Source organism: Streptomyces sp. NPDC050263, from assembly GCF_040655955.1.
GTDB lineage: Bacteria > Actinomycetota > Actinomycetes > Streptomycetales > Streptomycetaceae > Streptomyces.
Genome location: NZ_JBFAKW010000029.1, coordinates 52478 through 76532, shown reverse-complemented (window position 1 = coordinate 76532; position 24055 = coordinate 52478). Strand labels below are relative to the sequence as shown.

The window sequence follows — 24055 nt, the reverse complement described above, 5'->3', positions numbered from 1 at the left end:
AGGCGCCGGTATGTTGACTTAACAGAGAAGATCTTCTCATCTGTGTGGCTGAGCTGGCCCGCCCTTGCCGGGCCGCCGTCGCGAATCGCCGGCCGACGCGCCCACAACGTCGCTTCACCACGATCACCGAATGGAGCAGGACGTGACCACTGAGTCGAGTTCGCCGACCACCTCTTCGGTCGTCGAGCCCCCGTTCGCGACCATTGAGGAAGCGTTCTCCAAAGCCAAGGAGAACCTCGAGCCCGGAGCCTGGGACTACCTTGAGGGGGGCGCGGGCAGCGAGATCACGCTGCGTGCGAACCGAGCCGAGTTCACCCGTTGGCAGTTCCGCCCGAGGGTCATGAGCGGTCTGCCGTCGCCGGAGACGTCCACCACCGTGCTGGGGATACCGCTCGCCCTGCCCGTCCTGACAGCGCCGTTCGGCGCCGACGGCATGTTCGCTCCCGAAGGACACAAGGCGGTCGCGCGAGCGAACGCCGCCCATGGCGTCATCAGCGTCGTCCCCGAGGCGGGCACGTTCTCCATGGAGGACGTGGCAAGCGCCGCGCCTGCCGCGGCGCGTATCTGCCAGCTCCACCCGATGGGGGATCCCGCCGGTTTTCGGCGCATGCTCAAGCGGATCGAGGAAGCCGGATACTCGGCGATCTGTGTGACGGTCGACTGCCCGACAGCCGGCTGGCGCGAACGGAACCTGCGCAACAAGTTCGACGTGCAGCGGGAAGTCTTCGGCGGCAACTATCCGGCGTGGTGGGGCCCTCGTGAACTCGGCGAGGTGTTCGGGCAACTCTTCTCAAGGACCGCACCGGTCTGGAGTTGGGACGAACTCGCGGCGGAGATGTCGCACACGTCCCTGCCGTGGATGGCCAAGGGCATTCTGAACGGTGAGGACGCACAGCTCGCGGTGGGTGCGGGCGCGTCGGCGCTCGTCGTGTCCAACCACGGTGGGCGCCAGCTGGACAGCGTGCCCGCCGCTCTGGCGCAGCTTCCCGAGGTGGTGGCCGCGGTGGGCGGACAGGCCGAGATCCTCCTGGACAGCGGGATACGACAGGGAAACGACATCGTCAAGGCTGTGGCCCTCGGGGCCAGGGCCGTATTCCTCGGACGTCCTGTCGCGGCGGCCCTTGCCGCCGGCGGACAGGCGGGAGTCGAACACGCGCTGTGGCTCCTGCGGGAAGAGATGATCTCGACGCTCACACTGCTGGGCCGGGGCTCGATCACCGACCTCGGTGCCGACGCGGTGACCAGGTCGGCCTCCTGACCTGCTACGCCGAGCCGAACTCCTTGACACATTCCGCGTTCCACGGGCGAGTGCCCACAACCCCGCAGAGGTGCACGCCTGATGGCGAATTTCGATTCAGCCCCCCTCATCGGCCTGACCGGCCGTCGCGGTGCGGGACACATGCTCGGTTTTCCCGAGCCCTTCTTCGACACCGCCCTCGACATCTACGTGAGCGACTACGCCCGGTCCGTGCTGACCGCCGGCGGCGTGCCGGTACACCTGCCGATGGACGTGCCGCCGAGCCGATTGGTCAAGAGCCTGGACGGCATCCTGATCTCCGGTGGCGAGGACGTCGATCCGCGGCTCTACGGCGAGGTCGCCGGAGCGAAGACGTCGCGCATAGACCGGACGCGGGACACCTTCGAATCCGGGCTGATACACGAAGCCCTCAAGCACGGCGTCCCTGTACTCGGTATCTGCCGTGGCAGTCAGCTGATCAACGTCGTCCTCGGCGGCTCGCTCGTGGCCGACCTGCCGGCGGGCGAAGGCGAGTCCCACGGACTTGCCAGCTACTACCGGACCGACCGGGTGCACCGTGTCTCGTTCGAGCCCGGGACCGTCGCTCACACTCTCTACGGGGCAAAGACGACGGTGAACTCCTTCCACCATCAAGCCGTGGCCAGGCCGGGCGAGGGGGTCACCGTCACCGGACGGGCCGATGACGGCGTCGTGGAGGCGATCGAGGCGGCACAGGGCCGGTTCCTCGGAGTCCAGTGGCATCCCGAGGTGTTCGGCGGCGACCCGGCATTCGACTGGCTGGTCGCTGCCGCACGGGACAGCCACCGCCTGTCCGACGAGCGGATCGAAGCTCGCGTGGTTCCCCGTCCGGAACTCCTCGGAGATGTCTCCCAGCCGACGGTCGCCGACCGTAATCCAGAGCGCTGTCTCGATCGGATCTGAGCCATGGAATTTCCTGAACTCCTCACCTGGGTCGACGGCGCATCCGAGGAATCCCCCGTTCCCGCGGGCGACCTGTTCGACCCCAACACCGGAGAGGTCCTGGCCCCGAACCTGGCCAGCTCGCCCGACCAGGTCGAGCGCGCCGTCGCCGCCGCCGCGCGGGCGCACAGCGACGGGGACTGGCTGGCTCTGGGACCAGAGGGGCGCGCCGGGATTCTTCTCGCCTGGGCCGACCGGCTTGACGGCCTGGGGCAGGAGATCGCTCGTCTCGACGCCCTGAACAGCGGTGTTCCGATCAGCGTCACCACACTCTTCGGTTCGTCGAACGGCGGAACCGTCCGTGAGGCGGTGCGGCTGCTGCGGGAGCGGGGCGATGTGTACTCGGTGTCCTCCGATCAGCGGCCGGTGACGGTCCGCCATGTCCCGTGGGGTCCGACGGCGCTGATCGTGCCCTGGAACGCGCCGTCCGCGATGGCGGTCAAGAAGCTGGCCTACGCACTGGCGGCGGGCGCCCCCGTGGTTCTCAAGCCGTCGCCCGCATCACCGTGGAGTGCTGAGCCGGTCGTACGAGCGGCGCACGAAGCGGGCGTTCCAGCCGGTGTCGTGAACATGGTGCTGGGCGGGGGGGATGTCGGTACCGCGGTGGTGTCCGACCCCCGTGTCCGTGCGATCTCCATGACCGGCTCGACACCGACCGGGCGGGCCATCGCGGCCGTCGCGGCACCTCGGTTCGCCAGGCTCCAACTGGAGCTGGGATCGAACAACCCCGTTGTGGTGAGGGGCGACGCGGATGTGGTGGAAGCCGCGAGCGTCATCGTCTCCGGCTCGCTCAAGCTGTCGGGGCAGTGGTGTGAGGCACCGCGACGGGTGCTGGTCGCCCGTGCGCTGCTGCCCGACCTTGTCTCCGCTCTGTTCGCCGAGGTCGGCCGGTGGCGGGTGGGCTCCAGTCTCGATGCCGCGACCCGGGTGGGACCCGTCGCCTTCGAGGCCAGGCGGACCGAACTGGAGGGCCAGGTACGAGAGTTCGCCGCATCGGGCGCCCGCCTCCTCCGGGTCGACGACGTGCCGGACAAGGGCTGGTTCTTCGGTCCGACCATCGCCTACGGCGAGGGACTCGACGCCGCCGGCGAGATGTTCGGGCCGCTGCTCAGTGTGCAGCCGTACGACACCGAGGAGCAGGCGGTGGCCCTGGCGAACGCCGGTCAGGTGGGACTGGCCGCCTATGTGATGACGACCGACATCGACGCGGGAGTCGCACTCGGAGCCCGGCTGGTGGCGGGCGAGGTCAAGATCAATGGTTCGAGCGTGCTGGACATGTCCGAAGGGTCGGTGCAGAGCTTCTTCGGGGACGGTGGCTTCGGCGGCCACGGCGACAGGGACCTGCTCGGCTTCTTCTCGGGCAAGCAGATCGTCGGTACCGACCGTCCTGGTCTGCCGCTCTGAAGGCGAAGACCGGCGCCCGCACCATGAGGTGATCCACGACGCCCGCACCGTGAGGTGGCCTACGACTCGCTCGTAGGCCACCTCACGGTCATGTCGACTCCGGTGCGTCCGGCCCCGTGAAAATGTCGGCGGCGTCGGCGGTCGCGCGGATGTGCTGGTTCATGAGCGTTGCCGCGTCGGTGTCCTTGTGGTTGGCGAGGGCGTCGATGATGGCCTCGTGCTCGGGGACACAGCGGTCCTGCAAAGTCCGCAGGGCCGGGAGCCGGTAGGGGTGGAACAGGGCAGCGCGTGCCTCTTCGACGGCGTTGCGCACCAGTTCCGCTCGGGCCGCTTCGGCGATGTGCATGTGGAAGCGCTGGTCGCACTGCCGGAACTCGCCGGTGTCGGTGGTGCGGCTCATGCGGCCGTTGAGATCGCGCAGTGTGGTGATGAGGGCCGGGTCCGCGCGGGTGGCCGCTCGGCGTGCGGCCAGCGATTCCACGGTCGCCCGGAAGTCGAAGATGGCCTCCAGGTCGATTCCCTGGTCGGTGAACCAGCGCCGTACCTCGTCGAGGGACCCGGTGCGGTCGAGGACGAAGTTGCCGCCCGCGGCACCTCTGCGGACCTCGACGTAGCCGGCGCCTTCGAGGTTCCGCAGGGCCTCGCGGAGGGTGGCGCGGGACACGCCGAGCCGGGTGGCGAGGTCTCGTTCCGAGGGAAGCCTCGAGCCGGCGGGGAACTCGTACAGGTGGATGGCGCGCCTCAGGTAGCGCACCACCACGCTGTGGGCCGGAGCGATGTCCACCGGTCGCAGACCCGCGGAAGCCGTGCTGTCGTCGGTTGACACCTGGTCAGCGTAACGCGAGGTCACGTGCCGTCCATGAACAAGGTCTTGAGTTCGGTGTTGGCCTCAAGTCCGGCGAGGCCGTTCGCCCGGCCGATGCCCGACTGCTTGATCCCGCCGAAGGGTGCCTGGAGGTAGTTGGACGTGTTCGAGTTGACCGCCAGGACGCCGCTCCTCACCTTGCGCGAGACGCGGATGGCCCGTGCGATGTTCCCGGTCCAGATCGACCCCGACAGGCCGTACCGGGTGTCGTTCGCGAGGCGGATCGCCTCATCCTCGGTGGCGAACGGGATCACGCTGACGACCGGGCCGAACACCTCCTCCTGGGCGACCCGCATGTCCGGGCGCACCTCCGTGAGCACGGTGGGGACGTACCAACCGCCCCCTTCGGGAAGTCCGGCGGGCCTGGCGCCGCCGGTGACGGCCACGGCCCCGTCGGCGACGCTCTCCTCGACGAATCCGTGCACGCGGTCGCGGTGGGCGACCGAGATCAGCGGACCGAGGTCCGTGGTCTCGTCCAGGGGGTCGCCCACCTTCAGACGTGCGGAGGTCCGCGCGTACCCCTCGACGACCTGGTCGTAGACGCTTTCGTGGATCAGCAGACGGGACCGAGCGCAGCAGTCCTGGCCCGCGAGGCCGAACATCGCCTCCGGCGCGAGCGCGCACACCCGGTCGAGGTCGGCGTCGGGGAAGACGACGGCCGCGGACTTGCCGCCGAGTTCCAGCGTCAGACGCTTGAACGTGCTCGCGGCGCGCAGCGCGATGTCCTGACCCGTCGCGGTCGAGCCGGTGAAGGTCACGCGCGCCACATCGCGGTTCTCGACCAGGGCCCGGCCCACCGAGCCGTCGCCGGGGAGGATGCTGAGGCACCCCTCGGGGAGCCCGGCCTCACTGGCGAGGTCACCGAAGATCAGCGAGGTGAGCGGGGCCAGTTCGGAGGGCTTGAGGACGACCGTGTTCCCCGTGACGAGCGCAGGGCCGGCCTTCTGCGCCGCCATGGCGATCGGCCCGTTCCACGCCGTGATCGCCGCCACGACGCCGAGCGGCTCGCGCTGCGTCATCAGCAGCCCGCCGGCGTCGTTGGGGATGGTCTCGCCGACGATCTTGTCGACCGCCTCGGCGCTGTAGCGAAGCAGTGCCGAGGTGGCCCAGAGCATGCCTCGGGACTCCCGGATCGTCAGACCGTTCTCCCGGGTCTGCAGGACGGCGAGTTCCTCCGCGCGTGCCTCGACGAGGTCGGCCCAGCGGTGGAGCACGGCCGCACGGGCGGAGGGCGCCTGGTCGGCCCACGACTCCTGCGCCGTCACCGCCGCCGCCACGGCCCGGTCGACGTCCACGGTGGAGGCGTACGCCACCTCCGCGAGCTCCGCTCCGGTCGCCGGTTCGTAGACGGTGAAGGTCTTCCCGTCGGCGGACGGCGCGCGGGTGCCGGCGAGGACGAGTTGCTCGGACGTGGACATGTGGAGGCCCTTTCGTCAGACGTTCTCGAAGCAGGGGAGGATCTCTCAGGCCGGGGTGTGCGCGGCCGATGCCGATGCCCGGGCGCGGGCCCTCTCCACGAGCCACCGGAAGGCGGGGTCGGGTGCCGCGTGGGCCTCGGGGTGCCACTGGACGCCGAGGACGTCATGGCCGACGCACTCGATGGCCTCGACGAGGCCGTCGTCGGAGCGTCCGGCCACCCGGACGCCGGGTGCCACGGCGTCGACCGCCATGTGATGCATGCTGTTGACCTGGGCCCGCTTCCCGTAGAGGGAGTGCAGGGTGGTGCCCTCGACGAAGTTCACCTCGTGCGCGGGGAGGGCCGCCGCCTGGTCGCGCCGTTCGTGGCCCGGCAGGTGGTGGTCGTACACGGTCCCGCCCAGCGCGACGTTCAGGACCTCGTGGCCCCGGCAGGTGCCGAGCACCGGGATACCGCGCGCGATCGCCGCCCGCACGATCGCCATGTCGAACTCGTCCTGCTCGGCGTCGAGCGGTGTGGTGTCCGCGGTGACCCGGCCGCCGTAGAAGCGCGGGTGTATGTCGGCTCCACCGGACAGTACGACGGCGTCGAGGCGTTGTACCAGGGCCTCGGCCGACGAGTCCCGGGGCAGGAAGACGGTCATGCCCCCGGCTGCCGCGATGTTCCGCGCGTACAGCTGGACGCCCACATCGACGAACACTCCGTCCCACATGGCCGGGTACTGCGGGAACAGCGTGGCTCCCGCGTAACGCCGACCGGTGACGCCCACCAGTGGCGCCCACAGGGGATCGCCTTCTGCTGTCGGTTCGTCCTCGCCGGTTCGCGGTGTCATCGGTTTCCGTTCGTCATGTGTCGCGTGAACCCCGTTTGGTTCATTGTTCTGGAAAATAGACCAATGGGTGCATGATGGTGTCCGTGCTCCGCCGAGTCAAGCGGTTCGGCAGGGCGTCCGTGGATCGACGTCGCAGAGCCGCAGGTTCTCCATGGGGGCCGACGATTTGCCCCCGATTGCTTGCGGTGTGCGAGGTCTGGGCTTACGGTCCGTCTCGGTTGGTGAATCTGTAACCCGTATGCCGAGACGCGATGAGTAGTCCGTCGGAAAGGCCTGAACAGGTGGTCATGACCTTCGACACGGATACGGCCGTAGCCGCGCCCGAGCACCAGGACCCGATCAACGATCGCCCGCTGGAGAGACTCACGGCGATGGAGGCCGTCGTCCGGCTCCTCGTCGAGCAGGCCGAGCTCGATCGCCGGCGTGGCCTGCGGACCGGAGGATTCGCGACCGGATACCCCGGGTCTCCCGTGGGCGGGCTGCAGAGTCAGCTGGAGCGCAACGCGGGCCGGCTCGAACAGGCCGGCGTCCACCAGGCGCCCGGTCTGAACGAGGAACTCGCCGCCACCGCCGTGTGGGGCGCCCAGACGGTCCCGACCCTCCCCGACGCGACGGTCGACGGCGTCTTCGGCCTCTGGTACGGCAAGGCCCCGGGCGTGGACCGGGCCGCGGACGCCCTGCGGCACGGCAACATCCGGGGGGCGCACCCGCACGGCGGCGTCCTGGTCCTGGCCGGCGACGACCCCAACGCCAACGCCACCAACTACCCGTCCGACAGCAACTTCCTCTTCCAGGCGTTCGGGATGCCGGTCCTCTACCCGGGAACCGTGCAGGAGATCCTGGACCTCGGCCACCACGGCTACGCCCTGTCCCGCGCGGCCGGGCTCTGGGTGGGCTTCAAGATGGTCACCGCGATCGCCGACGGGTCGGGAACCGTGGACACGGACCCGGCCCGGCTGACCTTCCACGAGCCCGCCGTGTCCGTCGGCGGCAAGCCCTTCCGCCCGGTGCTGCGCGCCAACGATCCGGGCCCGCCGATGCGGGAGGCCGAGAAGGACATGCTGGGCGGGCGCCGGCAACTCGCCGAGCAGTACATCGACATCAACGACCTCAACCCGATCGTGGTCGAGGGGACCGACGCCCGCATCGGCCTCGTGGCCCCCGGCAAGACGTACTACGACCTCCGCCGGGCGCTGACGAACCTCGGACTCGACGACGACACCCTGGCGGCGGCCCCGCTGCGGATCAAGAAGGTCTCGGCGCTCCACCCCATCGGCCGGGCGGAGTGGCTGCGCTTCACGGACGGACTCGACCGGATCGTCGTGATCGAGGAGAAGCGCCCGCTGCTCGAACTGGCTCTGAAAGACACGCTGTACGGGCGGACCGACGCGCCCGCCGTACTGGGCAAGACCGACGCGGACGGCGCCGAACTCTTCCCGGGCTACGGCGAGTTCGGGCCCGACCTGATCACGAGGATCCTGGGCAGCCAACTGGCGAAGCACGGGGTCGTCGAGGTGCCCGCCGCCCGCCCGACCCTCAACGGCCTGCTGCCCGTACTGCCGCTGGAGACCGCGCGCGCCCCGTTCTTCTGCTCCGGCTGCCCGCACAACGTCTCGCTGCGGGCACCCGAGGGCGCCGTCGTGGGCGCAGGCATCGGCTGCCACATCATGAGCCTCCTGGTGAACCGGGAGGAGTACGGCAACCAGACCGGCTTCACCCAGATGGGCGGAGAGGGCGCCCAGTGGGTCGGCCAGGCGCCCTTCACGGGCGTGCGGCACATCCTGCAGAACATCGGTGACGGCACCTACCACCACTCCGGGAGCCTGGCGCTGCGGCTCGCCACGGCCAGCGACGTCAACATCACTTACAAGATCCTCTACAACAGCGCCGTGGGGATGACGGGCGGACAGGCCGTCAAGGGCAGCATGGGCGTCCCCGCACTCACCCACTCCCTGCGCGCCGAGGGCGTCCGCAAGATCATCGTCACGACCGACGAGCCGAGGCGGCACCGCAGGCGGGACCTCGCCCCAGGCACCGAGGTGTGGCACCGGGACCGCCTGATCGAGGCACAGGAGAAGCTGGCCACGATCAGCGGAGTGACGGTGCTGATCCACGACCAGGAGTGCGCCGCCGAACGCCGGCGCCGCTGGAGCCGGGGCGAACTGCCCAAGCCCACCCGGCGGATCATGGTGAGCGAGCGGGTCTGCGAGGGCTGCGGCGACTGCAACGCCAAGTCCCAGTGCCTGAGCGTCCAGCCGGTGGAGACCGAGTACGGCCGCAAGACCCGGATCCACCAGTCGTCGTGCAACCTCGACTTCACCTGCGCCAAGGGCGACTGCCCCTCGTTCCTGACGGTCGACGTCAAGAAGGCCAGGAAGACGAAGCGCACCTCGCCCGAACCCCCGGACGTGCCCAGCCCTTCGACACTCGTGCCGCGCGACGGCTTCACCGCCCACATGACCGGCATCGGCGGCACCGGAGTGGTGTCGGCGAACGCCGTCCTGGCCAGGGCCGCGGCCTCCGACGGCTTCGAGGTACGCAGCCTCGACCTGCCAGGACCCAGCATCAAGGCGGGGCGGGTCGTCTCCCAGATCCAGGTCTACTCCCACGGCTCACCCCAACCCGCGGCGGTCGTCGGCCCCGGCGAGGCGGACCTGTTCCTCGGCTTCGACATGCTGGGCGCGATGGCCCCGGGACTGCTGGATCCGCTCGGCGCCGACCGGACGGTCGTCGTCGCGTCGAGCTCACTCGAACCCACCGGTGACATGGCGATCGACCCGTCGATCCCACTGCCGCCGAAGGAACTCCTCATCGACCGGCTCAGGTCCCTCTCGCGTCCCGACGCGGGCGCGTTCATCGACGTCGCCGCGACCTGCGACGCGGTCTTCGGACACCAGCGCAGCGCCAACGCGCTGCTCATCGGCGCCGCCTACCAGGCGGGCGCCCTGCCGTTCACCGAGAAGTCCCTGCTGCGGGCGTTCCGCGACAGCGGCGTCGCGGTGGAGGACAACCTCAAGGCGTTCGGCTGGGGCCGGGTCGCCGTGGCCCGCCCCGCACTGATCGCCGACCTCGGTCTCGCGCCGCGCCCCACGGGCGGCGGAGTCGACGATCCCGCGCTGACGCCGATGCTGACGCCGTTCACGGACGAACCGGCGCTGCGCGAGCTGGTCCTGGGCCGGGCGGAGGACCTGCGCGGCTACCAGAACCTCGCCTACGCCCAGCGCTATCTGACCCTGGTCGCCGAGGTGCTCGAGGCCGAGCGCTCATCGAAGGGACCCGGTCCGGCGACGATCACACCGAGCTATGCGCGGGGCCTGTACAAGCTGATGGCCTACAAGGACGAGTACGAGGTGGCGCGACTGCTGCTGCTCGACTCGGCCCGGCAGGCCGTGACAGCCGAGTTCGGCACCGGCGCCAAGGTCTCCTGGAACCTCCACCCGCCGTTCCTGCGCGCGCTGGGAATGAAGCGGAAACTGAAACTCGGCCCCTGGTTCACCCCGGCGTTCGTCCTGCTGCGGTCGATGCGCGGTCTGCGCGGTACGCCCCTCGACCCCTTCGGACCGGCGAAGGTCCGCCGCATCGAGCGCGCGCTCGTCGACGAGTACGTCGAGATGATGGGCCTGGCCATGTCGTCCCTCTCGGATCACAACACCGCCGGCGTCCAGGAACTGGCCGACGCCCCCGACCTCGTACGCGGCTACGAGTTCGTCAAGGTCCGTCATCTGAGCGACTACTTCCGGTCCGTCGAGCGACTCGCAGCCGAGGCGGGGATCGCCTACTCGGTCCCGGCGGGCCTGCGGGAGCTGGCGACGAAGGCGGGCAGCTCCGACGAGCAGGGCGGACAGCCCCGATGAGTGACGACGCCGTATCCGACAACCATCCCGTCTGCTCACCCCCGTCCGCGTCCTCGGAGGTCCAGTGAACCGCGCCGCCGTCCTCGTCATCGGCGGGGGCGTCTCCGGAGTGTCCATCGCCTACGAGCTCTCGCGATATGTGCCGGTGACGCTGCTGGAGACGGAATCGGCGCTGGCGTACCACACGTCGGGTCGCTCACTGGCCACCTTCGTGGAGAGCTACGGCCCCGCGGCCGTACGCGCCCTGACGCAGGCGAGCCGGCCCTTCTTCGAGGATCCGCCGACGCGGGTGGACTCGCCGCTGTTCAGCCCCCTGGGGCTGCTCCTGGTCGCCGGTCAGGGAGAGGGGGACGATCTCGTCGACTTCCACGCGTCAGTGCTCGACCACGCCCCCCGGGCCCGGCTCGTCCCGGCGGCGGAGGTCCTGGAGATCAACCCGGTGCTGGCGCCGGGCCACAGCGAGCTGGGCATGTTCGATCCCGCGACCACGGAGATCGACGTCCACGAGCTCCAGCAGGGCTACATCCGAGGCCTCAGGGCGAACGGCGGCGCGATCCACAAGAACGCCAAGGTGGTGGAAGCGCGAAGGGAGGCCGGAGCGTGGGTCGTCACCGACGCCTGCGGAACCACGTACACCGCCGAGTCCGTCGTCAACGCCGCCGGCGCCTGGGCCGACGAGGTCGCGGCCGTCTTCGGGGTGCGCCCGGTCGGGATCAGGCCGCTGCGCCGGTCCGCCTTCATGGTCAAGGCGCCCGCGGGAGTGCGGGCCCGCGGCATCCCGCTCACCGGAAGCCTCGACCACTCCTGGCACTTCATGCCCCAGGGCGAGATGTTCGCGTGCTCACCCGCAGAGGAGACGTTGCAGCCGCCGTCCGACGCCAAACCGGACGAACTGGAGATCGCGCGTGCGATCGACGACCTGAACGAAGCCACCGTGCTGAGGATCCGCGGCATCTCGTCCCCCTGGGCGGGCCTGCGCACCTTCGTCGCCGACGGACTTCCGGTCGTCGGCGCGGACGGCGCCGACGAGTCGTTCTTCTGGTACGCCGCACAGGGCGGGTACGGAATGCAGCTCGCTCCGGCCATGTCGCAACTGGCAGCCGCCGACCTGCTCGGAATCGCCGAGACCGAGGAACTCGCCTCCCTGGGGGACACGTTGAGAGAACTCTCGCCGACCCGGTTGCGGTGACCGGGCGCCCCGCGAACCCGATCGACCACCGACTGAACCTACTCGGGTACCGGCAGCCGTACCCGGATCACGTGAGGAACCGCACCATGAGCGAACGCACCACCGTCTTCGTCGCGAACGAACCCGCCCTCCCCGTCTCCCTCTCCGCCGCCGCCATCGGGGCGCCGACCGTCTTCACCGCCGGCCAGGTGGGCCTGGACCCGGCGACGGGGCGGCTGGTCGAGGGCTTCGAAGCCCAGGTCGAGCAGGCCATCGACAACCTGGAGAGCGTCCTGCTGCGGTCGGGAAGCGGGCTGGACCGTGTTCTCAAGACCACCTGCTATCTGGCAGATCTGTCCCGGTTCGCAGTTTTCGAGGCCGTCTACGCTCGCAGGTTCCCGCAGCCCTACCCGGCACGCACCACGCTGGGTGCCGTGCTGGTGAGCGGCATCCTCTTCGAAGTGGAGGCGATCGCGACCATCGACGGATGAGCGGGACCGTGTCACGGTGCAGGCCCGTCACTGGGCCCTCACCCCGCGAATTCGGCCACGTACGATGGTTCGGGATGTGAATCGGTGAACCGCGATACGAAGAGCGAGGGTCCAGTGGCGTCGGAGCAGTCGGCACGATCGATCGAGGGTTGGACCGGCTTCCAGGCGCCGTCCGAATCACGGGAAGAGCGCAAGATCGCCTCGGTCGCCAACGCCATGCGGCTCATCGAGAAGCTCGACACACTCGGTGAGGCCGGGGTGTCGGAACTGTCGCGTGAGCTCGGCGTCTCCAAGCCCGCGGTCGACCGGCTGCTCGTCACCCTGCTGGACAGCGGCTTCGTCGAGCAGAACGCCGAGTCGCGGCGCTACCGGCTGTCCATCCGGTTCATCGCCATCGCCAACGGGATCCGGCCGCGGACGAAGCTGCCCGAGATCGCCCGGCCGTACCTGCTCGACCTCAACGACCGCTTCCACGAGACCGTGCACCTGGGCGTCCTGTCGAACGGCAACGTGGTCTACGCCGAGACGGTGCCGTCGCGGCAGATGTTCCGTATAGAGGCCAAGCCCGGCACCACCCTGCCCGCCTACTGCACGGCGCTGGGCAAGGCCGTCCTGGCCCACCGGGACCCCGACGAGGTCGAGCAGTATCTGCGGACCGTGGTCCCGGTCTCCTACACGCGGTACACGACGACGGACTTCGGCGCTCTGCGCCAGCAGATCGAGAGCGTGCGCACGGACGGCTTCGCCCTCGACCTGGGCGAGATCCTCGAAGAGGTCTGCTGCCTGGCCGCCCCGGTCCTCGACTCGAAGGGCCGGGCGCTGGCGGCCCTGTCGGTCACGGCTCCGCGGTCGCTGTTCCTCCGTAAGCGCGAAGAGCTGGAGCAGGCCGTTCCCGCCGCCGCGCGACAACTGACCGCGGACGCCATCGCCTCCGACGCCACGGTCGACGGGATCGAGCCCAGGTGACGTCGTAGTCCCTCGGTGATCAGCGATCAGCGCTCCGCGCGGCACCGGGTGTCCGCCGTCCGCCGGGGACGGTCGGCGGGTGCGTGGCGAGCTGCCAGGACGCGGCGGTGGCGGCCGGCGGTTCGGTGACGGGGCCGTGGGCGCCGAACACCTGGACGTCGGCGGTGCCGGGCGTGTGCGGGGCCCACCCGGGGTCACCGGTGCGGGCGAAGGTGCTCCAGGCGGTCATCATCCGCCGGCCGAGCGCCGCCGAGCCGGGCCACTGCCGGTACAGCGGAGCCAGCGGGTTGTCGTCTGTGTCGTGGTTGCCGAACACGAGGGACATCTCCATGCCGTGTGACGGTCCGAGGCTCGGCAGGTCGGCGGCGAAGAGATAGCGGTGCGCGGTGCCGCCGGCGCGGGTGTGGGCCTCGGCCATGCGCGCGGCCGGGACACGGTACAGGTGGTCGCCGAGGAAGCGCAGGCGCAGCCGAGTGGTGGTGGCGTCGGGCTCGGCGGCACGGTAGGCGTTCAGCAGGCTTCGGGCCGCTGCCTCTCCGACCGCGCCGGCGATCTCGTCATGCAGCGCGCCGGTGGTGGGCGGTGTGGCGCCGGGCTGCCCGAAGGCCTCGGCCGCCAGCATCTCGTCGCGGTTCGCGCCGATGAGCAGGGGTACGTCGGCGGTGTCGCCGGCCTCGGCGGCCTGCACCGGCGTGCGCGGCAGTACGGCGCCGTCCAGAACCGGTCCCCAGGAACGCCCGCCGGGCAGGGCCCGCGCCCCCATGTCGGCGGGGACGATCTTCGCCTGGGCGGCCAGGATCTCTTCGACCGGTACGTCGACGAGCTGCTCGGGGTGGTGGACGCCGACGGTGTCGAGCAGGTCGGCGGCCAGCCGGTGTGCCGTGGCCGGAGCGTAGATCCGCGCGACGGGCGGGCTCATCAGCGTCGCCCGCCGGAACAGGCCCCGTGCGGAGGGCATGGCCAGCAGACAGCCGACGGAGCTCGCTCCCGCCGAGCCCCCGAAGACGCAGACGTTGTCCGGGTCGCCGCCGAACCGCGCGATGTTCCGGCGCACCCAGCGCAGCGCGGCGACCTGGTCCTGAAGCCCCAGGTTGACCGAGCCGGACCAGTCCTCGCCACCAACGCCGGTGAGGTCCAGGAAGCCCAGGGCGCCGACCCGGTAGGTGAAGCTGACCACGACGACGTCGCCGCCCCGCATCAGCCACTGCCCGTCGGTGCCCGGCGGCACCGCGCTGCCGGACTCGAAGGCGCCGCCGTAGATCCACACCATCACCGGTCTGCGACCGTGGACGTCCGGTGTCCAGACGTTCAGGTGCAGGCAGTCCTCGTCGTGGACGGCGTCAGGCGGCGACCACGGATCGGGGTTCTGCGCGGGCGACGCGCCGAAGGCCGTGGCGTCGCGCACGCCCTGCCACGGCCGGGGCGGGCGCGGCGGACGCAGCAGCAGCGGCCCGACCGGCGGCTCGGCGAACGGGATTCCCGCGAACACCGATCCGCCGTCGCCGAGCGTCCGGCCGGCCAGTTCCCCTTGCTGGGCGGCTGTGGAAACGGTGTCCGACACGGCTCACTCCTCATCCAGTCCCTACAGCTCCACACCCAGTCCGTACAACGCCACCGCCGGCAGTGTCACACCGTCGGCGGGATCACCGGGAGTTCGATCCAGCTGTCGCCCGCACCGAGCAGGACGTCGCTGACGAACGAGCCGTCCTCCTGGCTCAGGCCCCAGCGGGGGAAGTTGCTGTGGGCCACGTGCACGCGCAGTCGGTGTCCGGCCGCAAGCTCGATGCTCGTCGACCACAGGTCGACGGTCACGGTCCGCTCGCCCGCAGCGTCGGCCTGGCCGTCGGCGGACTCCACCCGGCGCACCCCGTCGACCAGGTTGATCGACTTGCCGTCGGGGCGGACGTCGCACACGCGCACCACCCAGTCCGAGACCGCCGCCCCGGGCCGTACCCGCAGGTGGGCCCGGACCCGGCCGGTGATCTCCAGCGGCTCGTCCAGCGGATCGGTGGTGAAGACGAGCACGTCGTCCCGGCACTCGACGTCTCGCTGGTCCCACGCACCCCAGGGGAACTTCTCGTGCATCGCGATGTTGCCGCCCACCGTCTGTACCGGCTCGGACGCCTCGAACGTGAGCGCCGCGACCGCCGGCGATGGGCTGTCCGCGTCTTCATCGGCCGAGGATCGCCCGGGGCCGCGCAGGACGGCGCGCTCGGCGGCCCCCAGCTCCAGCCGGGTGGTCACCGCCCGGGCGAGCGGCCAGCTCTCCTCGTCCCGCCACTCGTCGCGCCCCATGACGAACAGCCTGACCGGTGCCCGGTCCAGGGGCCGGTCGTCGAGGACCGCGTCGAAGAAGTCGAGGTGCTCCGCCGTCAGGGACGAGGTGAGGCCCATGGACTGTCCGCCGCCGGCGAGCCCGAAGTTCACGTCTCCGTTCTGCGAGCCGAAGTCCGTGCCGTGCGTCCAGGGACCGACGACGAGATGGCTGGCGACGCCCAGTTCGCGCTGCCGCGTGAAGTTGTCGAGGGTCCCCTGCAGGAAGACGTCGTACCAGCCGCCCACGTGCAGGGCCGGGATACGGATGTCGTCGATGACGGAGACGACGTCCAGCTCCGCCATCGTCTTGGGGTCGGCGTCGGCCCGGCGAAGGCCGATGTCGGGCACGTCCAGCTCCTCCAGCCACGGGATGCGGCCCGCCGGATAGCTCGCGTACCCGCCCCGGGCCAGTTCGTCGATCCGGCGCACCGCCTCCATCGCCTCGGCGGCCTTGCCACGGCGCATCAGCTCGCTCATGCCGGTCGACAGCGACCAGACCACGTTCAGCCCGTGTTCGGGCACGCCGCCGCGGCGCAGCGGGCCGTCCAGCGGATCCGACCAGGTCATGCCGGGCGCGATGGCACGCAGTCCGGGGGCGCCCGAGGCGGCCGCCCGCCACTGGGTGTTGCCGAAATAACTGCCGCCGTACATGGCGACACGGCCGTCGCAGAAGTCCTGCCCGGCCACCCAGGCGACGGCGTCGAAGCCGTCCTCGGTCTCGTGCTTCCACGGCACCCATTCACCGTCGGAGGCGCCACGGCCCCGTACGTCCTGGACGACCACGACATAGCCGCGGCTCACGGCGATCCGCTGGTCGAGGTACACCGACGTGTAAGGCGACGACTTGTCGTACGGCAGCCTGACCAGCAGCGCAGGGTGTCGCTCGGTGTCATCGGGACGGTGGATGTCGGCGCGCAGCACGACCCCGTCCCGGGTCGTCATCGGTACGTCGGTCTCGAGTGTCATCCGCATTTGGGTACCATTACACGTACATTCGTACTCTGTCACGTACTTGTCACTGTGGCGGAGTGGCCCCGGGCCCGGGCGGCCCAATGTGTCGAGATCCTTACAAGCTCGAAACGCGAGACTCTCGCCAAGATGGCCAACCGTGGTGTTTTATGTCATCACTCGGCGCTGGTGAACGAAAACGCAAGCGCCCTCGGGCCCCGGGGTGTGAAACACAAGTCAACCGCACCAGTGCCGGTATGCCCCCCTTTGAGTAAGGACATCCTGCGATGACGGAGATCCAGGCAAGCCCACGCAACGGTCCGGCTGTTCAGCAGTCGCCGGCCGTGAGCGTCAGTTCTGCCCGTAAGGCGAAGCGGGCGCGTCGGGAGTGGGGAGACTCACCGCTCTTCCGCACGATCACGCCGACCCTGGCCGTGGTGCTGGCGGTGGCGGCCTGGCAGGTCGCCACGAAGGTCGGGAACATCGCTCCCACGGTCCTGCCCTCCCCGACGCGCGTGGCCGAGGCCGCCTGGACGGATCGCGAAGCGCTCTGGCAGAACACGGTCCCGACCCTGCAGGTGACGGTGGTGGGGCTGGTGGTCTCGGTCGTCGTCTCGGCGATCCTGGCGACGCTGCTGAGCTTCGTGCCCCTGCTGCGCAACGCGACGCTTCCGCTGCTGATCGTCGCCCAGTCCATCCCGATCATCGTGCTGGCGCCGCTGTTCGTCATCTGGTTCGGGTTCGGACTCGGGCCGAAGATCGGGCTCATCGTGATCACCACGGCGCTGCCCATGACGATCTCCCTCCTCCAGGGATTCCTGTCGGCGGACCCCGACGCGGCGACGCTGATGAAGTCGCTGGGAGCGAACCGCGTCAAGGTGTTCCTGCGCCTTCAGGTCCCCTCCTCGCTGCCCTATTTCTTCACCGGTCTGCGGGTCGTCGCCAGTTTCGCCGTCCTGGCGGCCATCTTCGCCGAGACGGTCGGCGCGGTGAACGGGCTCGGCATCTACATGGCGACACAGAAGAACATGCTCCGGACGGATCTGGTGCTGGCCGCGGCCGTGATCAGCATCGCCGTGAGCCTCCTGCTGTTCTCGCTCACCTACCTGCTCGAAACTCTCGCGATGCCGTGGGAGCGCCGTCGGAAGGCGATGAGGTCCGAATGACGAACACCATGACAACCGGCACCACCACCAGCCGGCTGACCGGCCCCCTGCTCTCGGTCCAGAACGTGACCAAGACCTTCCCAGGCCCGCGCAAGACCCGCAACCCCGTGATCAACGACGTCTCCCTGGACCTCGCGCCCGGTGAGTTCGTGTCGGTCATCGGCCCCAGCGGCTGCGGCAAGTCCACGCTGTTCCAGATACTCGCCGGGCTCCTGCGGCCGGACGAGGGGTCCGTCACCTACCACGGTGACGCGACACCAGGCCCGTACTCGGCGTACATGCCGCAGAAGGACCTGCTGCTGCCCTGGCTCACCGCCCAGGACAACGCCGCACTCGGTCTGACGCTCGGCGGGATGTCGAAGGCCGACGCCCGCAGGAAGGTGTCCGACCTGCTGGGCACGTTCCGGCTCGACGGATACGCCGACGCCTACCCGTTCGAGCTGTCCGGCGGTATGCGGCAACGCGTCGCGCTGCTGCGGACCATGGTCCTGGAACGGCCGATCCTGCTGCTCGACGAGCCCTTCGGCGCACTCGACTACCTCACCCGAACGGAACTGCAGATCTGGCTCTCCCAGATCTGCGCCGAGCTCGGCCAGTCGACCATCCTCATCACTCATGACGTCCCCGAGGCGCTCATGCTGTCCGACCGCGTCTACGTCCTGTCGAACCGGCCGGCCGAGGTACGCATGGTGCTCGAACAGTCCGAGCCGCGCCCGCGCACCCTGGACTTCATGGAGACCGAGGTCTTCACCCACAACGAACGCACGCTGCTCGCCGAGCTCACCCAGAGCGCGGCGCGACCGGCAGGCGCCAGCTGATCACCCGGCCCGAAGTCCACTCGACCGTCCAAGGGGGCACCATGTCATCCGAGTCGTCCCAGTTCCGCGTTCCGGCCATCGACATCGGCCCGTATGTACGTGACGGGTCCGCTGCCGACCGGGCAGAGGTGGCGCGCCGACTCGACCACGCCTGCCGCACCGTGGGTTTCATCCAGGTCGTCGGCCACGGCATCGCGGACGAGGTCCTCGACGGACTCGGCGACGCGATCGACGGTTTCTTCGCGCTTCCACCGGAGACGAAACAGCAGTGGATCCGTCCGGCGGGCGAGAACCGCGGCTACAGCCCGCCCAAGAGCGAGTCCCTCAGCTACAGCGTCGGCCTCGACCCCGTGACCCGCATGAACGACTTCTTCGAGGCGTTCAACGTCGGGACCTCCGCCGCCGAGTACCCGGGCGCCGAGGTGTCCGAAGCGGACTACCCGCCCTCGGTGTGGCCCACCGCACCGTCGTCGTTCAAGGGGCAGGTCGAGGCCTACTACGCCGAGGCCCGGCGCGTCGCCCGCACCCTCACCGAGGTCGTGGCCGACGCCCTCGGGGTCGAGAAGTCCTACGTCGAGGGTCTCACCGACCACTCGATCGACGTGCTCCGCATGAACAACTACGCCCTGCCGCCCGGGGAGATCGAGCTGGGCGCCGAGCTGACCGGCATGAGCGAGCACACCGACTTCGGTCTGCTGACCGTCCTGTGGGCCGATCAGGTCGAAGGCCTTCAGGTACTCGGCAGCGACAACACATGGCACGACGTCCAGCCCGCCGACGGCGCGCTCCTGGTCAACCTCGGCGACGTGGCGGCCCGGCTGACGAACGACACGTGGATGTCCACTCTGCACCGGGTCACGCCGCCCGTGGTCGACGGAATCATCAAGCGCCGCAGGTCGGCCGCGTTCTTCCACGACGGGAACGCGGACGCCGTCGTCGCGCCCCTGCCGTCCTTCGTCGCCGAGGGGGAGGAGCCGTACTACGAGCCGATCACGGTCAAGGAACACATCCTGGCGAAGCTCGAGGGCTCCCGGGCGGGCCGCAAGAACCCCCACGCCCCGCGTGAGGCGGCCAGGGTGACCGCTGCCGCCGGCTGACGGAGCGGCACGCCAATCACATGACCGGTCCCGTAGGCCGTCGGCATGCCCGCCGCCGGCCGACGGGACCGCCCCTGCGCTGTCGCCGACCGCGCTGCGACCCAGGAGGTACGACCATGCCCTCATCCGGCGACCCGAACGCCATCGACGAGTTCCCGCCGATGGCACGGGAGGAGGAGCGGGTGGTGCTGGCCCGGCGGCTCCCCAAGGCGGAGCTGCACATGCACCAGGTGGGCTCGCTCGCCCCGTCCGAGCTGGCCCGGCTGCACAGACGGACCACGGGGTCCAGCCTCTCCCGGAGCGAGGCGGACGCCGCCTACGACCTGCGCAGCCTCGGGAAGTTCTTCGACGACCTGGACAAGGCGGTACGGCTCTGGGGCGACGAGGCGCTGGTCACCGAGGGCGTCCTGCGCATGATCGCCGGCGCCTACGACCGCGGCGTCCGCCATCTGGAGCTGCTGTGCACCCCGGATCTGCACCGGGACGAGATCGGGATGGAACCCGAGGTGCTGCTGCGGGCGGTCGGCGAGGCGTTCCGCGTCGCCGGTGACGAACTGGGCCTCACCGGCGGCATCATCATCGAACTGCACCGCTTCGGCGGCCCGCGGGCCGCCCTCGACACGGTCGAGCAGACCGCCGCACTGCGCGAGAAGGGCGTGCCGATCCTCGGCTACGGCAACGACGGCGACCACCAGACCGTTCCGTTCGAGGCCCTGGCGCCGGCCTACGAGCGGGCCCGGGCCGAGGGCTACCGGCTCACCGGCCACGCCGACGTGATCGAGGACGCCGCCGCCGCGCTCGACCTCGGCCTCGACCGCATCGACCACGGCTGGATGGGCGTCGACGACCCGGACGTCCTGCGCCGCCTGCGCGCAGCCCGTACGCCGATGACGTTCACACCCACCGCGTACGCGCTCGGCGGACTGGTCTCCGGGACCGGGTACGTCGACGCCTATCGCATCCTGGACGACAGCGGCGTACCGATGCTGCTGGGCACCGACGACCCGGAGCTGTTCCACACCGACCTCGCCCAGGACTACGCGCTCATGGCCAACGCACTGCAGTGGTCGAACGAACAGCTGGGCGCTGCCGCGAAGCGTTCGCTGGAGCATGCCTGGTTCCTCGACGGCGACGGCGCGGACGTACGCGAGCACTGGTTCGCCGAGATCGACGCGCTCGTCGCCGATCCCCGCAGCCCGCACCGGGGACGTCCGACGGGATGCTGACGACGACCGGGCCGGACCGGTGCTGCGGGCGACGTCTCCCAGCCAGGCGAGGCTCGGCGTGGCTTGTCGAGGGCGCTCCAGCGGAGGCCGCCGCGTACGTCGAAGCCGTCGTCGACAGCCGCGAACAGGTGCCGCACCTATCGGGCCTTTCGGTTGCTCGGGCGGCCTCGGTCGGCGGGCCGACCGAACCAGCGGGAGAGGTGGTCGTCCAGGTCCCGCTGATCGTCGCCGATCCAGGCGACGTGGCCGTCGGGGCGTAGCAGGACGCACGGAGCGTCCAGCGCCGCGGTCGGATCCGCGAGGTGGTCGACCCGGTCCGACCAGCCGCCGACGGTCAGGCGTTCGGTGCGGTCCAGCAGCAGTCCGCGGCCGCGATGCAGCAGACCGTAGAGGCGGCCCTGCCGCACGTCGATGTCGCGCAGGCGGCGGCCCAGCAGATCGGGGCCTGCGCCGAAGTCGTAGCGGATGCCGATCGCGGTGATCTTCTCGATCAGACAGCGGTTCACCTCGTCGAAGTCCATCAGCTCGGTGAGCAGCCTGCGCACGGCCTGCGGGCCCGGTTCGGTGGAGTGCAGTTCCATCTGGGCGCGGGTGTTGTCCAGCACCTCCTCGGCGACCGGATGACGTTCGGCCTGGTAGGTGTCCAGCAGTGGCTCCGGCGCCCAGCCGCGGATCTGCGCGGCCAGTTTCCAGCCGAGGTTGAACGCGTCCTGAACGCCCAGGTTGAGACCCTGTCCGCCGGTGGGCGGATGGATGTGCGCCGCATCGCCGGCCAGCAGCACCCGCCCGACCCGATAGCGTTCGGCCAGCCGGGTGGCATCCCCGAAGCGGGACAACCAGCGCGGGGAGTGCACGCCGAAATCGGTTCCGGCGACGACGCGCAACTGTTGTTTGAAGTCCTCGAGGGTGGGCGGCTCCGCGCGGTCGCCGACTCCTGCGGCGGGGACGACCACGCTGTAGACCCCTTCGCCGAAGGGCCTGAGCCGGAACCGCTTGTCGGTCCTGCTGATTTCGGTCGCCTTGGCGGCGATCTCCTCCTGCGGCATGCCCACTTCCATCGCGCCCATCAGCGTCTCGGTCCGCGAGGGCTCGCCGGGGAAGCCGACGCCGAGCAGTTTGCGCACCGTACTGCGCGCGCCGTCACAGCCGACGAGATAGCGCGAACGCAGCTGTTCGCCGTCGGCCAGCTCGACGGTCACCCCGTCGTCGTCCTGCTCGAAACGGGCCACCGCACCACCGCGCCGGACCTGCGCACCCAGCTGGATCGCATGCTCCTCGAGCAGGCGAACGACGACCGGCTGCGGGATGCCCAGCAGATAGGAGTGCGCGGAATCCAGGCCCGCGGGCACGGGTTTGTCGATGCCGGCGAAGAAGCCGCCGGCCGGACGCCGTCGTCCGTGTTCGACCATGCGGTCCAGCAGTCCGCGCATCGCCATCAGCTCGAGACTGCGGATGTGCAGACCGACGATGCGGACGAACGACACGGGCTCGGTCTCCTTCTCCAGAACGAGTACCCGCACATCGTGCAGCCGCAGCTCGGCGGCCAGCATCGCGCCGGTCGGCCCGCACCCGGCAATGATCACGTCGAACGGTGGAGAGTCCATGGGTGTTGCCTTTCGGGAGTGCCTTGTGGTCGAGGCGCTCCCGGCGACACCTACGTCAATCGCCGGCCGTGACGGAAAGGGGGAGCACCCACGTCGATACAGCGTTCATGGGTCTCACCTCCTCGGGCGGTGTCGCGGTCGACCGCAAGCTACAAGCCCGGGCAGTACCCCGTCCAACTCTTTTTCCTCAGCCCGGCACTTCCAGCTCGATCTCGCCGATCCGGTGGCTCAGTCGCCGGTCGGACCGGGGCCCGATCCTTCGGGCGCCTTTCCGCGCGTCGACCCGGGCGAGGCCGGTCTCGTGGTCGTCGTCCGGCCGACGGACCAGATCTGCTCCTGCCACTTGCCGAGGCAAGGCGCGTTCACCGACTCCGCGGTCGCTTCCTCCGGCGCGGCCACAGGCCGCTCACGTCGACCCGGAAGGAGGGAAGGCGCCCCGTCATGCCGATCCCCGTCCGCGGCTGAGCCCGGTCCACCGCGTCGGCCGGTGGCCGGTCGGGCGTGTACGGCCCGGTGGTCCGATGCCGAGCCGACCGGCGTGCATCATGAGCACGGCCGCGAACTCGTCGCCGCGCAACGTCACGCTCACGGGGAACAACATCCCGATGTCGCGCATGAACGCCCTGCCGGTGATCAGGGCTTCGATACTGGACCGCCCCGGGATCATCGCCTCCTCCATCGCCGTCGCGCCGGTTTCTCCGGCGTCGGTGTCTGCTCCCGCACGCTCTCCAGCTCGGTCCGGACGGCGAGCGTGTCCGGGTGGTCGTCGCCCAGCCGCAGCCGCCGTTTCGCCAGCACCTCGCGCAGTGCCGGCTCGGCGTCGCCCGGTCGCCCGAGCCGGTGGTGCACCCGTGCCGGCCCCACCCGGGCGTCGAGCGTCCGGCCGTCGTCGAGGCCGAAGCGCTTCACGAGCCGGGGCAGCAGGCCGTCGTTACAGCCGCTCCGCTTCCGCCTGCTCGCCGTTCGCCGAGAGCAGGGCCGCGAGCGTCGTGGTCGCTTCCAGGGTCGCCGGGCGGTCCGGCCCCAGGCCCTCTGTGCGCTCTCCGGTCACCGCCCGGACCAGCGCCAGTCGCCGGGCGAGCTCGGCCGCGGCCAGGTCGCCCTCGCGGTGCGGGACCGGGGCGACCTCGGCGAGCGTGCCGAGGTCGTCCTGGAGCAGGTCGGCGAAGCAGCCGGCCCGGAACTGCTCGCGTGGCGATCACGGCCCGATGCGGGCCATCGGATGCGGGGGCCTCCTTGCGCACGGACGCCGTCCCCGGTCCGCGCCACTACACCGTCCGCTCGCCGCGGCCGACGGGGTCCGCGGCCACCGCGTACCCGGGTACCGACGGCCATCTGACCGTGAGCACCACCGACTCCTCCTCCGCGAACCAGGAATGGTCGACCCCCGGGCCCCACACGACATAGTCGCCCTGCCGGTCCAGCACGACGCTGCGGCCGGGGAAGTCCAGCCGGAAGCGGCCGCTGACGAGAACCAGCAGCGCCGTGCGGACGTCGTGCCTCGCCCACTGGGCCCGCTCGTCGTGGCGCGGGTGAACACCCCACTTGATCTCCAGGGCCTCGCTGTGCCGCGGATCGCCGACGTCCTTGAAGTGGCCGAGGAGCCACCCCCGGTCCAAAGCCGCGTCCTTGCCCGCACTGCCCACGTACACGTTGTCGCTCACG

21 protein-coding genes are annotated in these 24055 nt (G+C 70.3%); 11 read left to right on the top strand and 10 right to left on the bottom strand.

Features of this window, described 5'->3' with window-relative positions:
* The first annotated feature begins 64 nt into the window (after nucleotides 1-64).
* From AB0J04_RS16155 to AB0J04_RS16145, 3 genes are all read left to right on the top strand, one after another.
* Nucleotides 65-1258 carry an alpha-hydroxy acid oxidase gene (locus AB0J04_RS16155; protein WP_363169061.1) on the top strand — a complete coding sequence of 398 codons (1194 nt, stop codon included), beginning with the start codon at nucleotides 65-67 and terminating at the stop codon, nucleotides 1256-1258.
* Nucleotides 1259-1339: 81 nt separating this feature from the next.
* Nucleotides 1340-2179 (top strand): gamma-glutamyl-gamma-aminobutyrate hydrolase family protein, encoded by an 840-nt coding sequence (locus tag AB0J04_RS16150; RefSeq protein ID WP_363169060.1) that lies wholly within the window; start codon nucleotides 1340-1342, stop codon nucleotides 2177-2179.
* A gap of 3 nt (nucleotides 2180-2182) precedes the next feature.
* Nucleotides 2183-3622 (top strand): aldehyde dehydrogenase family protein, encoded by a 1440-nt coding sequence (locus AB0J04_RS16145; RefSeq protein WP_363169059.1) that lies wholly within the window; start codon nucleotides 2183-2185, stop codon nucleotides 3620-3622.
* An 88-nt stretch (nucleotides 3623-3710) separates the two neighbouring features.
* Here AB0J04_RS16145 and AB0J04_RS16140 read toward each other — a convergent pair whose 3' ends face one another.
* From AB0J04_RS16140 to AB0J04_RS16130, 3 genes are read right to left on the bottom strand one after another with little or no spacing between them, the layout of a single operon-like run.
* Entirely contained in the window at nucleotides 3711-4448 is a 738-nt protein-coding gene (locus AB0J04_RS16140; RefSeq protein ID WP_363169058.1) for an FCD domain-containing protein, read from the bottom strand.
* 20 nt (nucleotides 4449-4468) lie between these two features.
* A complete protein-coding gene (locus AB0J04_RS16135) occupies nucleotides 4469-5905 on the bottom strand; it encodes an aldehyde dehydrogenase family protein (RefSeq protein ID WP_363169057.1) in 1437 nt (478 codons plus the stop codon).
* A 45-nt stretch (nucleotides 5906-5950) separates the two neighbouring features.
* Nucleotides 5951-6736, bottom strand: a complete 786-nt coding sequence (locus tag AB0J04_RS16130) for a gamma-glutamyl-gamma-aminobutyrate hydrolase family protein (RefSeq protein WP_363169056.1) — start codon at nucleotides 6734-6736, stop codon at nucleotides 5951-5953.
* 287 nt (nucleotides 6737-7023) lie between these two features.
* Here AB0J04_RS16130 and AB0J04_RS16125 point away from each other — a divergent pair, with 287 nt between their 5' ends.
* The 4 genes from AB0J04_RS16125 to AB0J04_RS16110 all read left to right on the top strand — a co-directional run bounded on the left by AB0J04_RS16125 (nucleotide 7024) and on the right by AB0J04_RS16110 (nucleotide 13215).
* Complete coding sequence (locus tag AB0J04_RS16125) at nucleotides 7024-10590, top strand: indolepyruvate ferredoxin oxidoreductase family protein (RefSeq protein WP_363169055.1); 3567 nt, start codon at nucleotides 7024-7026, stop codon at nucleotides 10588-10590.
* 64 nt (nucleotides 10591-10654) lie between these two features.
* Nucleotides 10655-11779, top strand: a complete 1125-nt coding sequence (locus AB0J04_RS16120; RefSeq protein WP_363169054.1) for an FAD-dependent oxidoreductase — start codon at nucleotides 10655-10657, stop codon at nucleotides 11777-11779.
* Between the two features lie 86 nt (nucleotides 11780-11865).
* Nucleotides 11866-12249, top strand: coding sequence for a Rid family hydrolase (locus tag AB0J04_RS16115; RefSeq protein ID WP_363169053.1), 384 nt, complete (start codon nucleotides 11866-11868; stop codon nucleotides 12247-12249).
* A gap of 84 nt (nucleotides 12250-12333) precedes the next feature.
* Entirely contained in the window at nucleotides 12334-13215 is an 882-nt protein-coding gene (locus AB0J04_RS16110) for an IclR family transcriptional regulator (protein WP_363169052.1), read from the top strand.
* Nucleotides 13216-13234: 19 nt separating this feature from the next.
* Here AB0J04_RS16110 and AB0J04_RS16105 read toward each other — a convergent pair whose 3' ends face one another.
* Both AB0J04_RS16105 and AB0J04_RS16100 read right to left on the bottom strand, forming a co-directional pair.
* Nucleotides 13235-14776 (bottom strand): carboxylesterase family protein, encoded by a 1542-nt coding sequence (locus AB0J04_RS16105; RefSeq protein ID WP_363169051.1) that lies wholly within the window; start codon nucleotides 14774-14776, stop codon nucleotides 13235-13237.
* A 65-nt stretch (nucleotides 14777-14841) separates the two neighbouring features.
* On the bottom strand, nucleotides 14842-16497 hold the full coding sequence (locus AB0J04_RS16100; protein ID WP_363169050.1) for a CocE/NonD family hydrolase: 1656 nt from the start codon (nucleotides 16495-16497) through the stop codon (nucleotides 14842-14844).
* A gap of 326 nt (nucleotides 16498-16823) precedes the next feature.
* On the opposite strand from AB0J04_RS16100, the gene AB0J04_RS16095 reads away from it, so the two are divergent.
* From AB0J04_RS16095 to AB0J04_RS16080, 4 genes are all read left to right on the top strand, one after another.
* The gene (locus AB0J04_RS16095) at nucleotides 16824-17645 is read left to right on the top strand and encodes an ABC transporter permease (protein ID WP_363169049.1); all 822 of its coding nucleotides are present in this window, start codon (nucleotides 16824-16826) and stop codon (nucleotides 17643-17645) included.
* Nucleotides 17642-18463 carry an ABC transporter ATP-binding protein gene (locus AB0J04_RS16090; protein ID WP_363169048.1) on the top strand — a complete coding sequence of 274 codons (822 nt, stop codon included), beginning with the start codon at nucleotides 17642-17644 and terminating at the stop codon, nucleotides 18461-18463. The genes AB0J04_RS16095 and AB0J04_RS16090 overlap by 4 nt, the downstream gene beginning before the upstream one ends.
* Nucleotides 18464-18504: 41 nt before the next feature.
* A complete protein-coding gene (locus tag AB0J04_RS16085) occupies nucleotides 18505-19560 on the top strand; it encodes a 2-oxoglutarate and iron-dependent oxygenase domain-containing protein (protein ID WP_363169047.1) in 1056 nt (351 codons plus the stop codon).
* Between the two features lie 116 nt (nucleotides 19561-19676).
* Nucleotides 19677-20786: a hypothetical protein gene (locus AB0J04_RS16080; protein ID WP_363169046.1), complete on the top strand. Its 1110-nt coding sequence runs from the start codon at nucleotides 19677-19679 to the stop codon at nucleotides 20784-20786.
* Between the two features lie 137 nt (nucleotides 20787-20923).
* On the opposite strand, the gene rox is transcribed toward AB0J04_RS16080, so the two are convergent.
* The 5 genes from rox to AB0J04_RS16055 form a co-directional block, all read right to left on the bottom strand.
* Nucleotides 20924-22390 (bottom strand): rifampin monooxygenase, encoded by a 1467-nt coding sequence (rox, locus tag AB0J04_RS16075; protein WP_363169045.1) that lies wholly within the window; start codon nucleotides 22388-22390, stop codon nucleotides 20924-20926.
* Between the two features lie 187 nt (nucleotides 22391-22577).
* Nucleotides 22578-22733, bottom strand: coding sequence for a hypothetical protein (locus AB0J04_RS16070; protein ID WP_363169044.1), 156 nt, complete (start codon nucleotides 22731-22733; stop codon nucleotides 22578-22580).
* Between the two features lie 96 nt (nucleotides 22734-22829).
* On the bottom strand, nucleotides 22830-23069 hold the full coding sequence (locus tag AB0J04_RS16065) for a hypothetical protein (RefSeq protein ID WP_363169043.1): 240 nt from the start codon (nucleotides 23067-23069) through the stop codon (nucleotides 22830-22832).
* Nucleotides 23054-23299 carry a tetratricopeptide repeat protein gene (locus tag AB0J04_RS16060; protein ID WP_363169042.1) on the bottom strand — a complete coding sequence of 82 codons (246 nt, stop codon included), beginning with the start codon at nucleotides 23297-23299 and terminating at the stop codon, nucleotides 23054-23056. The genes AB0J04_RS16065 and AB0J04_RS16060 overlap by 16 nt, the downstream gene beginning before the upstream one ends.
* 359 nt (nucleotides 23300-23658) lie before the next feature.
* Nucleotides 23659-24054, bottom strand: coding sequence for a signal peptidase I (locus AB0J04_RS16055; RefSeq protein ID WP_363169041.1), 396 nt, complete (start codon nucleotides 24052-24054; stop codon nucleotides 23659-23661).
* Nucleotide 24055: the final 1 nt, after the last annotated feature.

What these genes read in the sequence shown, in the direction of transcription:
- AB0J04_RS16085 (WP_363169047.1), top strand. Translation starts at nt 18,505, where the DNA reads ATGTCATCCGAGTCGTCCCAGTTCCGCGTTCCGGCCATCGACATCGGC.
- AB0J04_RS16100 (WP_363169050.1), bottom strand. Translation starts at nt 16,497, where the DNA reads ATGACACTCGAGACCGACGTACCGATGACGACCCGGGACGGGGTCGTG.
- AB0J04_RS16115 (WP_363169053.1), top strand. Translation starts at nt 11,866, where the DNA reads ATGAGCGAACGCACCACCGTCTTCGTCGCGAACGAACCCGCCCTCCCC.
- AB0J04_RS16135 (WP_363169057.1), bottom strand. Translation starts at nt 5,905, where the DNA reads ATGTCCACGTCCGAGCAACTCGTCCTCGCCGGCACCCGCGCGCCGTCC.
- AB0J04_RS16090 (WP_363169048.1), top strand. Translation starts at nt 17,642, where the DNA reads ATGACGAACACCATGACAACCGGCACCACCACCAGCCGGCTGACCGGC.
- AB0J04_RS16080 (WP_363169046.1), top strand. Translation starts at nt 19,677, where the DNA reads ATGCCCTCATCCGGCGACCCGAACGCCATCGACGAGTTCCCGCCGATG.
- AB0J04_RS16065 (WP_363169043.1), bottom strand. Translation starts at nt 23,069, where the DNA reads ATGGAGGAGGCGATGATCCCGGGGCGGTCCAGTATCGAAGCCCTGATC.
- AB0J04_RS16145 (WP_363169059.1), top strand. Translation starts at nt 2,183, where the DNA reads ATGGAATTTCCTGAACTCCTCACCTGGGTCGACGGCGCATCCGAGGAA.
- AB0J04_RS16150 (WP_363169060.1), top strand. Translation starts at nt 1,340, where the DNA reads ATGGCGAATTTCGATTCAGCCCCCCTCATCGGCCTGACCGGCCGTCGC.
- rox (WP_363169045.1), bottom strand. Translation starts at nt 22,390, where the DNA reads ATGGACTCTCCACCGTTCGACGTGATCATTGCCGGGTGCGGGCCGACC.
- AB0J04_RS16125 (WP_363169055.1), top strand. Translation starts at nt 7,024, where the DNA reads ATGACCTTCGACACGGATACGGCCGTAGCCGCGCCCGAGCACCAGGAC.
- AB0J04_RS16130 (WP_363169056.1), bottom strand. Translation starts at nt 6,736, where the DNA reads ATGACACCGCGAACCGGCGAGGACGAACCGACAGCAGAAGGCGATCCC.